The sequence below is a fragment of the Mesorhizobium sp. M1428 genome, assembly GCF_040317515.1.
GTDB lineage: Bacteria > Pseudomonadota > Alphaproteobacteria > Rhizobiales > Rhizobiaceae > Mesorhizobium.
Genome location: NZ_JAMYKT010000001.1, coordinates 633,289 through 644,986, shown reverse-complemented (window position 1 = coordinate 644,986; position 11,698 = coordinate 633,289). Strand labels below are relative to the sequence as shown.

The following is an 11,698-nucleotide window of genomic DNA, read 5'->3' as shown; positions in this document are numbered from 1 at the left end:
GCGTGCAATAGGTTGCCCTTATTCAACTCCTCTGGATCCAAGAACTGCGATCCATGAGAAATGTTTCACCGGCTCGATAAAAAGACAGAATGAGCTACACGCCGCCGCCCCGCCGCCCCGTGATAGGCAGGTTTGGATTTGCTCGATCACCATCAATTGATCCAGACGTGCCGGCGCCCAATGGAACATAATGCCCGGAATTCAGTTAGATAGCCGGATTTGACTGGAGTTCGCCAGATGCGCACCTCCGGCCGGGTAAGGGCACTGCCGTGACACGGAGTGAGCGGCTTCGGGCGTATCGCGCCGAACTTAGGCACCACCTTGCCGAACTCGGGAGCCATAAACGCTCCTTATGGAGGATGCCATGAACCAGTGGACAAACGCCAGGCTCTGTGACGTAGCCAACCTGATCCTTGGGGCAATTCTGTTCTTTTCTCCCTGGATCTTCGCCTTTGCGGCAGGCCCGCAGACGCAGAACGCCCTCGGCAGCGGAATCTTGATCGTCGTGCTTTCGATTGCCGCCCTCGCGGCATTTGCCGTGTGGGAAGAGTGGGTGAATCTGGTCGTCGGACTGTGGGTCCTCGTGTCTCCCTGGGTGCTTGGATTCCAGGCGACAACGGCGATGACCGTGCATGTCGTGATCGGCATTCTGGTCGCCGTCCTGGCCGCGATCGAGCTCTGGATGATGTACCAGAACCCGCCGACCCAGTCCGCCGCCTAGCAGGCGCAGCCAGCCAGCGCCCTTTCTTGGGCCTGACGGATCGACGGGTCGTCTGCCGGCCTCTCGGCAACAGCCGCCGGAGGCCGGATGGCAATTTGTTTGGGCGAGAACTGAGAAGGATTGCGCATTATGGTCCGTGACAACCCGCGTTCGACGGCCAGGATTGCGGGACATCCTATTCATCCGATGCTCGTGCCGTTTCCGATCGCCTGCTTCGTCGGCACCCTGCTGACGGATCTGGCCTATTGGCGAACAGCGGAGATGATGTGGGCTGACTTCTCCGCTTGGCTGGTTACCGTCGGCGTGATCATGGGCTGCCTTGCAGCGATCGCGGGGCTGATCGATTTCCTGGCTAATCCGCTGATAAGGGCACAGCCCCCCGCCTGGCCGCACGTGCTCGGCAATCTGCTGGCGTTGGCATTGTCCATCATCAACATGCTCGTGCACACCCGCGATGCATGGACCTCCATCGTTCCCACCGGCTTGATCCTCTCGGCGGTTGTCGTGCTCATCCTCATCTTCACTGGTTGGCTGGGCTGGTCCATGGTGTACCGGCATCACGTCGGAGTGGCGGATTGATGCGCGTAGCAAGCTCCATCGGTCAGACCAGGCGCATCGCGGTGTCGGTCCTTATTTGCACTGCGGCGATCACTCTTGCAGCGTGCAGCGGCAACGACCCGGATCCCGGCAGTCAGATAGGGCCGAATCCAAACCTGCCGGAGCCGATCCAATATTTCTTCCCGCCTATGCATCTCGCTTCCGTGGTCGGATGGAAGAACGATGAAAAGCCGACAGTCGCGCAGGGATTGCAGATCCAGGCTTTTGCCCACGGCTTGCAGCATCCGCGGTCGCCTTATGTGCTGCCCAATGGCGACGTCCTGGTGGTCGAGTCCAAAGCGCCGGGTGGCGAACCGATCAAACGGCCCAAGGATTTGGTGATGGGCTGGATCGAATCCTGGGTCACCTCGGGCGGCGACAGCGGCCCGAGCAATCGCATTACGCTGCTGCGCGACGCCGATGGCGATGGCAAGCCGGAGCTGACCAGCGTATTCCTCGACCACCTGAGCTCCCCCTTCGGCGTGGCGCTGGTGGGAAGCGATCTCTATGTCGCCAATACCGATTCCATCGTCCGCTATCCCTACAACACCGGTGACACAAAGATCACCGCGCCCGGAACGCCGCTCACCGCCCTGCCCGGCGGCCCGATCGACCACCATTGGACAAAGAGCCTGGTGGCAAGCCCCGACGGCTCGCTGCTCTATGTCGGCGTCGGCTCGAACAGCAACGTCGCCGAAAACGGCATTGAGGCGGAGAAGAACCGCGCCGCCATCTGGCAGGTAGACAGGGCCACCGGCCGGTCACGCATTTTCGCCAGCGGTTTGCGCAATCCAAACGGCCTGAGCTGGGAGCCGCAGACCGGCGCGCTCTGGGCAGTGATCAATGAGCGCGACGAGCTCGGCCCCAATCTCTTACCGGATTATCTGACCTCGGTAAAGGATGGCGGCTTCTACGGATGGCCATACAGCTATTATGGCCAGCATCTCGATCCCCGCGTCATGCCCCAGCGTCCGGACCTGGTCGCGAAAGCGATCGTTCCGGATTATGCACTGAGTTCCCACGTCGCCCCTCTGGGACTGGTCTTCTATACGGCAACCGGCCTTCCCGAGGCATATCGCGGCGGCGCCTTCGTTGGCGAGCACGGCAGCTGGAACCGCACGCGCTTCAATGGCTACAAGGTGGTGTTCGTACCATTCAGCGGCGGCCGTCCGAGCGGCGTCGCTACCGACGTGGTGACTGACTTCCTGGACAAGGACAACAAGGCGCGCGGCCGGCCTGTCGGCCTGGCTGTCGACAAAACCGGGGCCCTGCTCATTGCTGACGACGTTGGCAACACAGTTTGGCGGGTGACATCTGCCGGCCAATAAGGTGGCTCCACTCCCTTCGTCGAGCTGTCGGTCGAGCAGGTGAACGGACACTGCTCGAAGCAATCGTGCTGACGCTCTTCGTCATGCTGCTGTTCCTGTAGAACCTGCGCGCGACGATCCCCGACGATCGCCGTTCCGGTGACTGCCGGCATATTCGGCGTGCCCGCCCTTGCCGGCTACTCGACGCTGACAATGCTTGCCGCTCTCGCCATCGGGTGGCTGAGCTGGAGGTGGATGAAGGCCTGCCGCTGATCACCGCCGAATCGAAGGACCGCCAGCGCCGAGAAATGGTATTTTTGCTCTTCCCACAGCCGGCTCTAGAATTTTCATCGCAAATCAAGTTATGATGCACTTGGTATTTCCCGGGACGGCTTGCGCCGCTTGGAATACCGGGAGGAACCGGGACATGGCCGTTGCGCTTGTACTCGTTCTGATAGTCGTGGGCTCGGTGTTGTTCCACTTCCTGAGCCCATGGTGGTGGACGCCGATTGCCTCGAACTGGGACTATATCGACAACACCATCATCATAACTTTCTGGATCACCGGCGTCGTCTTCGCCGCCGTGGTTCTTTTCATGGCCTATTGCGTCTTCCGCTTCCGTCATCGGGAAGGCAATCAGGCGGCATATGAACCTGAGAACAGGCGCCTCGAATCCTGGCTGACGGTCGTCACTGCAGTTGGCGTCACGGCTTTGCTCGTTCCTGGACTGTTCGTCTGGAGCCGGTTCGTAAATGTTCCAAGCGACGCAACCGAGGTCGAAGTCGTCGGCCAGCAGTGGCAATGGAGTTTCCGCCTCCCCGGCAAGGACGGCAAGCTCGGCACATCCGACACCCGCGACGTCAACGCTGAAAATCCACTCGGCGTCATCGCCACCGATGCCAACGGCCAGGACGATGTCGTAGTGGAAGCGGCCGACCTGCACCTCCCGGTAGGCAAACCCGTCAAGATGCTGCTCCGCTCGATCGATGTGCTGCACGATTTCTACGTGCCGGAATTCCGCGCCAAGATGGACATGATCCCGGGCTCGGTCACCTATTTCTGGTTCACTCCGACCAAGACCGGAACCTTCCAGGTCCTGTGTGCCGAACTCTGCGGCCAGGGACATCCGATGATGCATGGCGTGGTCATGGTCGATACTCAGGAAGACTATCTGGCATGGCTTGGCCAGCAGCAGACTTTTGCGCAGCTGTCCGCGCCCCAGCAGATGGGCTCGGCAGAGTAGGAAACCGGAACGACGGTGCGCCGTCGGGATTGAAATTACTGCGGCAAGCCCGAACTGTCGGGCTGGCCGAAAAGGGCACGGAGGTGTTCCTATGGTCGATATCACACCTGCAGATGCGGTACCGCCGGCCGAAGTCGCGGAAATGGAACTCTACCATCCGCACAGCTGGTGGACGAAATACGTTTTCTCGCAGGACGCCAAGGTCATCGCCATCCAGTATTCGGCGACGGCGACAGCGATCGGCATGGTCGCGCTGGTGCTATCCTGGCTGATGCGGCTGCAGCTCGGCTTCCCCGGCACATTCGATTTCATCACCCCGGAGGCCTACTACCAGTTCATCACCATGCACGGCATGATCATGGTGATCTACCTGCTCACAGCACTCTTCCTGGGCGGCTTCGGCAACTATCTGATCCCGTTGATGGTTGGTGCTCGCGACATGGTCTTTCCCTATGTCAACATGCTGAGCTACTGGATCTATCTGCTCGCCGTGCTGGTCCTGGTGTCGAGCTTCTTTGCGCCTGGCGGACCGACGGGTGCCGGCTGGACGCTCTATCCGCCGCAGGCGATCATGACCGGTACGCCAGGCGGCCAGGACTGGGGCATCATCCTGATGCTTGTCTCGCTGATCCTGTTCATCGTCGGCTTTACCATGGGCGGCTTGAACTATGTCGTGACGGTGCTGCAGGGCCGCACACGCGGCATGACGCTGATGCGCCTTCCGCTTACTGTCTGGGGTATTTTCACCGCCACCGTCATGGCGCTGCTCGCCTTCCCGGCGCTGTTCGTCGCCTGCGTGATGATGCTGCTCGACCGGGCGCTCGGCACCAGCTTCTTCATGCCGGCGATCGTCGAGATGGGCGAACAGTTGCAGCATGGCGGCGGCAGCCCGATCCTGTTCCAGCATCTGTTCTGGTTCTTCGGCCATCCGGAGGTCTACATCGTGGCGCTTCCGGCCTTCGGCATCGTATCCGACCTGATCAGCACCCATGCGCGCAAGAACATCTTCGGCTACCGCATGATGGTCTGGGCCATCGTCGGCATCGGCGCGCTGAGCTTCGTGGTCTGGGCGCACCACATGTATGTCAGCGGCATGCATCCCTATTTCGGCTTTTTCTTCGCCACCACGACATTGATCATCGCCGTTCCAACAGCCATCAAGGTCTACAACTGGGTGCTGACGCTGTGGCGTGGCGACATCCACCTCACCATACCGATGCTTTTTGCCCTGGCCTTCATCGTCACCTTCGTCAATGGCGGGTTGACCGGCTTGTTCCTCGGCAATGTCGTCGTCGACGTTCCGCTGTCGGACACGATGTTCGTCGTCGCCCATTTCCATATGGTCATGGGAGTTGCGCCGATCATCGTAATCTTCGGCGCGATCTATCACTGGTATCCGAAGGTCACCGGCCGGATGCTGAACGAGACACTGGGCCGGTTCCATTTCTGGGTCACCTTCCTCGGCGCCTATCTGATCTTCTTTCCAATGCACTATCTCGGCTTGATGGGCGTGCCGCGGCGCTACAACGAATTGACCGACATGACGATCATGACGGAATCGGCCCACCACCTGAACTCGTTCATCAGCATCATGGCGTTCATTGTCGGCTTTGCCCAACTGGTGTTCCTGTTCAATCTCATCTGGAGCATCCGCCATGGTCGCGAGGCTGGCGGCAATCCGTGGCGGGCCACGACGCTCGAGTGGCAGACGCCTGAAACACCGCCCGCCCACGGCAACTTCGGCAAGGATCTGCCGATCGTCTATCGCTGGGCCTATGACTACAGCGTACCGGGAGCCAAGGAGGACTTCATACCGCAAAACGTTCCGGGCTCCTTCGCGCCCTCCAGGGAGCCGGCATGAGCGTAATCCTGGTCTTCCTGCTCGTGATCGCCGGTATTGCCGGGTGGTGGCTTTCCCATCAGCGGCTAATGACGAAGCCGTGGCTCGAGCAAGGTATGATCGGCGATTTTGTCGCTCTGGACCGATCGGCGCTGCCGACCGCAAAGATCGGTCTCGGCGTCTTCCTTGCCGTCGTCGGCTCCCTGTTCGCGCTGTTCACCAGTGCTTACTTCATGCGCATGGCACTGTCGGATTGGCGGCCGCTGCCCATCCCGCCCCTGCTCTGGCTTAACACCGGCGTACTGATCTTGAGCAGCATTGCGATACAGTGCGCTTCGCTCGCGGCGCGCAAGGGTCAAATGGACATGGTCAGGCTCGGCCTCGCCACTGCCGGACTCACGGCGCTCGTCTTCCTGATTGGACAGCTTGTGGCATGGCGGGAACTGAGTGCGGACGGCTATTTTCTGGCGTCCAATCCGGCCAACAGCTTCTTCTACCTGCTAACGGGAATGCATGGCCTGCACATACTGGGAGGACTGGTCGGGCTGGGCAGAACGAGCGTCGGCGCCTGGAACGGTGCGCAGCCGCAGCGGCTGCGCCTCAGTGTCGAGCTGTGCGCCATGTACTGGCATTTCCTGCTTTTCGTCTGGCTCGCCATCTTTGCGCTTCTGGCCGGCTGGGCTTCGACTTTAATCGACATTTGCCGAGGGTTGCTGACCTAGGAGGAACGGGCGGATGGCAGAGACGACACTGGCCCACATCGGCCGAACAGAGCCGCGGCCCGCAGGCTGGCAAGGCATCGCCGCCGACTGGTCCTCGGATCAGCGGGCGTTCAAAAACGTGTCCTGGGGCAAGGCCATGATGTGGATCTTCCTGCTCAGCGACACGTTCATCTTCGGCTGCTTCCTGCTCTCCTACATGACCGCGCGTATCTCAACACGCGTGCCGTGGCCCAATCCGAGCGAGGTCTTTGCCCTGCGCATCGGCGGCTCCGACATTCCACTGATCCTTATCGCTATCATGACCTTCGTGCTGATCTCGAGCAGCGGAACGATGGCCATGGCGGTCAATTTCGGCTACCGCCGCGACCGCCGCAAGACGGCAGTGCTGATGCTTTTGACCGCAGCACTCGGCGCGACCTTCGTCGGCATGCAGGCCTTCGAATGGACCAAGCTGATCACCGAAGGCGTGCGGCCTTGGGGCAATCCCTGGGGCGCTGCACAGTTCGGCGCATCCTTTTTCATGATTACCGGCTTCCACGGCACGCATGTGACGATCGGGGTGATCTTCCTGATCATCGTGGCGCGAAAGGTCTGGCGCGGGGACTACGACGTCGGACGGCCCGGCTTCTTCACCAGCCGGAGGGGCCGCTACGAGAACGTCGAAATCATGGGGCTTTACTGGCATTTCGTCGATCTGGTCTGGGTGTTCATTTTCGCATTTTTCTATCTTTGGTGAGAGGCAGGACATGGCTGAAGCAACCGCAAACGGCCTCGGACAGCATGCGCTGGACAGCGCCCATGTGCATGAGGCGACGACGACCGGCGTTACCCCAGCGGAGGTTCATCAGGAGCACCCGATCAAGCTCTATCTGGTGGTCTGGGCGTGGTTGTTCATCCTCAGCACCTGCTCGTATCTGGTCGACTATTTCGGTCTCCACGGCTATGTCAGATGGTCGCTGATCCTGATCTTCATGATCCTCAAGGCAGGGCTGATCGTCGCTATCTTCATGCACATGGCCTGGGAACGGCTGGCGCTGACATATGCAATCATCCTGCCGCCGGTGCTGGTGCTGGTGTTCGTGACGATGATGGTCTTCGAAGCGGACTACACGCTTCTCACCCGAATGGCGTTTTTCGGGGCCGGGCCCTGACATGCAATCCGGCTCCAGGCGGTCCGGTCCTGGAGCCTTCGCCTTGAAACAATCCACGGCTGGTCCATTTCTGTTGGTATCGGAGACGTCAGGCGATGCCGGCGTTTCCACATGCGTCGCGAACACCAGCAAGGGGCGCCCAAGATGACCATCGCAAACAGACTGAAGGATTTCATCGATAGGAAAGGAATTTCCTACGACACCGTCGAGCATCACCGCACGGCGACAAGCAGACAATCCGCCATTGCGGCACATGTGCCCGGCAGCATAATGGCCAAATCGGTGGTCGTTCACCACGACCGTGGCTACGCGCTGGCCGTGGTTCCAAGCACGCACAGGATAGAACTCGCGACATTGCAGGACGTCTTGGACAAGCCTCTTGGGCTGGCCTCCGAAAACGAGGTGGTCTCGTTGTTCGGCGATTGCGACGTCGGCGCTGTGCCGCCGATCGGCGCTGCCTATGATGTGCCGGTGGTCCTCGACGAAAGCCTCGGCGATGCTCCCGAAATCTATTTCGAGGGCGGCGACCACAAGACGCTTGTGCACGTGAGCGGCAAGGATTTCCGCGACCTGACAAAGGACGCGCGCCAGGCCCGTTTCAGCCATCCGGCCTATTGAACGCTCTGCCCCACCCTGCCCGCACCAGCTCTTTCGGCGGTACGGGCACGACAGGTTTCAGCTCACGGCCTGGTGGCCGGCGGCGATTCCACAACTTTCCGGTAGACATGCCAGGTGGCATGACCAAGGATCGGCAGCACGACCGCCAACCCGGCGAACACTGGCAGCGAGCCGACGATCAGGGCGACGGCGACGATAAGGCCCCACACCGCCATCACGATCGGGTTGGCCAGGACAACGCGCACCGAGGTATGGATGGCTTCGTAGGCGCCGACATCGCGGTCGAGCAACAACGGGAATGCGACGACCGTGGTACACAACACAACCGCGGCGAACACGAAGCCGATGGCGTGACCCAGGATGATGAGCGTCCAGCCGCGTCCCGTGGCGAATATTTCACTGATGAAGCTGGACAGCGATTGCGGCGGCGCCGGGCCGAATAGGGCCTGGTAGAATATCTGGGCCGTCAAAAGCCAGGCGATGAAGATCGCAAGCAGCATGACGCCGACCGCTGCGATAGCCGGCAGTGCCGGAGAACTCCTGACCTCAAAGGCGTGCCTCCACGAGGCGTCGAGCCCGGCTTCCCGTCGCCGGCTGATCTCATAGAGACCGATCGCCGCGAACGGACCAATCAGTGCAAAGCCGGAAACAAGCGGAAACAGCAATGGCAGCGTGTTGTTGCCTGATGTCCAGACAGCAAGCACGACTCCCGCAATCGGATAGATCAGGCAGAGAAAAACGATGTGCGACGGCTTGACCATGAAATCATCGACGCCACGCCTCAGCGCATCAAAAAGATCGGAGACACCGATTTTTCGAATTCTGGTGTGTTCCAGCGTCTCGCTGGCGCCTGCTATCACGTGAAAGCTTGCCATGACCATTCCTCCAGACCAGGTCCGGTAAGGTCGCGTTTTACGGTGCTGCCATTCTGCATGATTGGCCCACGCAAACCGCGACCTGCACCATGATCAATATACTCTCATGCGGGGGACTTGTCGCGCTTTGTAGGAAGGCCCGGGAGTAAGAGGTCGCCGGTAGCCTGACTAGCTCCGGACGCCGTTCTTCGATATGCTCTTCTAGTCGAAGGTGAAGGTCATGGATGGAAGGACAGTTCTCATACTCGGCCTTGGCGTCGTTATTCTGCTGTTGCTGGGATTTTGTGGGCTGCCAACGTGATGTTTTGAGCCGGGGTCAATAGCCGGCTGACGCGACCACTCGCATTACAATGGTGTCGGCAAGCAGCGCCGCAAAGATCGCGAAAAGATAGACAATCGAATACGCAAACAGCGCCTTTGCCGGCTTCATCTCCTTGTCGGCGACGAGAACCTTCCAGGCGTGCCAAATGAAACCTGCGCCTAAGGCGGCTGAAACAGTGCCATAATATCCGCTCGCGAAGCCGAAGCCCCAAGGAAGCACGCCGATTGGCGCCAAGAGCAGCGAATAGGCGAAGATTTGTTTTCTGGTCGAGCCTTGCCCAGCCACATTCGGCATCATCGGGATACCCGCCGCGGCATAGTCGCCGACCTTGAAAAGGGCCAGCGCCCAGAAATGAGGCGGCGTCCAGAGGAAAATGATCAGAAACAGGATGAGACTTTCAATGCCGATTGCGCTGGTTGCAGCAGCCCACCCGATCACCGGAGGAAGGGCGCCTGCCGCGCCGCCTATGACGATATTCTGTGGCGTCGAGCGCTTCAGCCACATCGTGTAGATAACGACATAGAAAAAGATGGTAAACGCCAACAACGATGCGGCAAGCCACCCCACCAGCACGCCGAGCGTCATGACCGACAGTGCGGAAAGCACCAGACCGAAGCTGAGAGCTTCGCCAGGCGCGACGCGACCGGACGGAATTGGTCGCTTGGACGTGCGAGACATCAAGGCGTCTATGTCTGCGTCGTACCACATATTGAGCGCGCCGGCGGCTCCGGCTCCAACCGCGATTGCGCCGATGGCAATTACGGCGATAACTGGATTCATCACGCCGGGCGCCATCATCAGGCCGACGAAGGCAGTAAACACGGCAAGCGCCATGACGCGTGGTTTCAAAAGCGCAAAGAAATCACCCGCCGTCGCCTCCGAGAGGCGGATGCCGGTATCTTTGAGGCGGCTTTCTTCAGTCGACATTCAGACGACCACCGATGGGAACGGCAGCCTAGCCGGCCAATGTCTTTTTTGCAACGAGCCGCCTCCCCACCGACACTGCCGGCAGATTGCGGCCGAGGCCTCGACCTGTTTGCGATACCAAGACTCGGCGGAAGAGCCGGGCTATTTGGAGAATTGCTTCAGATAAGCAATGACATTGGCGACGTCCTCGTCCTTCTTGAGGCCGGGGAATGCCATCTTCGTTCCTTTGACCATCGCCTTGGGATCGTGAAGGTAGGTCGTCAGCGTGGCTTCGTCCCATTTAACGCCGGATTTTCCGGCCTCGGTCATGGCCTTGGAATAGCTGAACCCCGGATGCGTGCCGGCCGTTCGACCGATGACGCCGTTCAAGGACGGACCGATCTTGTTTTGGTCCTTGTCTGCGACGTGGCAGACCTTGCATTTGGCGAAGACCTTCTCACCCGCCGCGGCATCCTGTGCCCGAGAGGGGCCGGCAATGACGGTGGCGACGGACATGATGATAAAAAACACAATGGCACGCATGGCATTTCCTCCCTGATCGCCAATTTGCCCTGGCTGACCTGCACAGGCCGACATTTAGTCCGCTGGCATGCGCTCTTGAATGGCAGAACGGATATCCACTGCCTGGAGTTGCGGCACCTATATACCACAGAACCCGGCCGGCAGGTAGAGTTCGACCATGCAAAGGTTTAATGCGGACAATCTGCTCAAGGCAATTTGGTGTTGCAGGTGGCGGCGATCCGGCCGACCGCCTCTTCAACTCCGGCGAGGTCGAAGTCGGCTGTGCCGCGCCCCGCCAGCAATCCGAACCGCCAGGACAACAGCAGCCGGTCCGCGGAAATCAGTCGCCTGATGCCGTCGGCACCGTCGCGGACCAGCATCCTGCTGCGCGGGCCGACCGACCAGCTTTCGTTGAGCTTGCCGGATTGGTCGACAGTCACCGACATGGCGATGGTTCGGCTGGCGGAAACGGTGTCGCTCAGCTGCAGCCATTCGCTCCAACGTGGTTCGCCGGCGGTCCGGCAGGCGATCGTCAATACCGGGCTGTAGCTCAATGCGCCGCCGCCGGTGATGAGCTTATTGGTCGCGTAAAGCGAGGCGGTGACAAGGCCATCGCTGCTCTTGTCGAACCGCCAGTTGTCGAGACCGGTATCGGCCTGGGCGATCCCGCAGACCGATGCAAGCAGGAACGCCGCCGCCATCACGCTTCCGATACCGAAGAACTGTCTCAACGATGCCTCCAACAACCGCTGCGGTCCGCAACCCAGCGCAGATAATCATCAAAGCTTCGTATCGCTACCTCGACCGCCAGATGCGTGAAATCCGTTGCGTCTGCGCCACAACGAAAAAGGCCGCCTCAAGAAGGCGGCCTTTC

Annotated in this window: 13 protein-coding genes; 9 read left to right on the top strand and 4 right to left on the bottom strand. The window is 60.2% G+C overall.

Translation table 11 applies throughout. From position 1 onward, the window contains the following. Positions 1 to 364: 364 nt before the first annotated feature. The 9 genes from NKG60_RS03195 to NKG60_RS03155 all read left to right on the top strand — a co-directional run bounded on the left by NKG60_RS03195 (position 365) and on the right by NKG60_RS03155 (position 8,199). Entirely contained in the window at positions 365 to 721 is a 357-nt protein-coding gene (locus NKG60_RS03195; protein WP_051409696.1) for an SPW repeat protein, read from the top strand. A 129-nt stretch (positions 722 to 850) separates the two neighbouring features. After that, positions 851 to 1,300, top strand: coding sequence for a DUF2231 domain-containing protein (locus NKG60_RS03190; RefSeq protein WP_352666075.1), 450 nt, complete (start codon positions 851 to 853; stop codon positions 1,298 to 1,300). After that, a complete protein-coding gene (locus tag NKG60_RS03185; protein ID WP_352974052.1) occupies positions 1,300 to 2,646 on the top strand; it encodes a PQQ-dependent sugar dehydrogenase in 1,347 nt (448 codons plus the stop codon). Before NKG60_RS03190 ends, NKG60_RS03185 begins: the two co-directional genes overlap by 1 nt. A gap of 406 nt (positions 2,647 to 3,052) precedes the next feature. Further along, positions 3,053 to 3,868, top strand: coding sequence for a cytochrome c oxidase subunit II (coxB, locus tag NKG60_RS03180; RefSeq protein ID WP_254818347.1), 816 nt, complete (start codon positions 3,053 to 3,055; stop codon positions 3,866 to 3,868). A 91-nt stretch (positions 3,869 to 3,959) separates the two neighbouring features. Beyond that, positions 3,960 to 5,729 (top strand): cytochrome c oxidase subunit I, encoded by a 1,770-nt coding sequence (gene ctaD, locus NKG60_RS03175; protein WP_352666073.1) that lies wholly within the window; start codon positions 3,960 to 3,962, stop codon positions 5,727 to 5,729. Further along, the gene (locus tag NKG60_RS03170) at positions 5,726 to 6,430 is read left to right on the top strand and encodes a cytochrome c oxidase subunit 3 (protein WP_352974049.1); all 705 of its coding nucleotides are present in this window, start codon (positions 5,726 to 5,728) and stop codon (positions 6,428 to 6,430) included. Before ctaD ends, NKG60_RS03170 begins: the two co-directional genes overlap by 4 nt. Positions 6,431 to 6,443: 13 nt before the next feature. After that, complete coding sequence (locus NKG60_RS03165; protein WP_023678903.1) at positions 6,444 to 7,166, top strand: heme-copper oxidase subunit III family protein; 723 nt, start codon at positions 6,444 to 6,446, stop codon at positions 7,164 to 7,166. A gap of 10 nt (positions 7,167 to 7,176) precedes the next feature. Beyond that, complete coding sequence (locus NKG60_RS03160; RefSeq protein WP_352869081.1) at positions 7,177 to 7,581, top strand: cytochrome C oxidase subunit IV family protein; 405 nt, start codon at positions 7,177 to 7,179, stop codon at positions 7,579 to 7,581. 144 nt (positions 7,582 to 7,725) lie between these two features. Next, on the top strand, positions 7,726 to 8,199 hold the full coding sequence (locus NKG60_RS03155; RefSeq protein WP_352974047.1) for an aminoacyl-tRNA deacylase: 474 nt from the start codon (positions 7,726 to 7,728) through the stop codon (positions 8,197 to 8,199). A 62-nt stretch (positions 8,200 to 8,261) separates the two neighbouring features. On the opposite strand, the gene NKG60_RS03150 is transcribed toward NKG60_RS03155, so the two are convergent. The 4 genes from NKG60_RS03150 to NKG60_RS03135 form a co-directional block, all read right to left on the bottom strand. Next, entirely contained in the window at positions 8,262 to 9,074 is an 813-nt protein-coding gene (locus tag NKG60_RS03150) for a DUF2189 domain-containing protein (RefSeq protein ID WP_352666070.1), read from the bottom strand. 316 nt (positions 9,075 to 9,390) lie between these two features. Continuing rightward, positions 9,391 to 10,323: a heme o synthase gene (locus NKG60_RS03145; RefSeq protein ID WP_352869087.1), complete on the bottom strand. Its 933-nt coding sequence runs from the start codon at positions 10,321 to 10,323 to the stop codon at positions 9,391 to 9,393. Positions 10,324 to 10,464: 141 nt separating this feature from the next. Further along, complete coding sequence (locus NKG60_RS03140) at positions 10,465 to 10,818, bottom strand: c-type cytochrome (RefSeq protein ID WP_502899365.1); 354 nt, start codon at positions 10,816 to 10,818, stop codon at positions 10,465 to 10,467. A gap of 212 nt (positions 10,819 to 11,030) precedes the next feature. Then, entirely contained in the window at positions 11,031 to 11,555 is a 525-nt protein-coding gene (locus NKG60_RS03135) for a hypothetical protein (RefSeq protein WP_352869089.1), read from the bottom strand. Between the last annotated feature and the right edge of the window lie 143 nt (positions 11,556 to 11,698).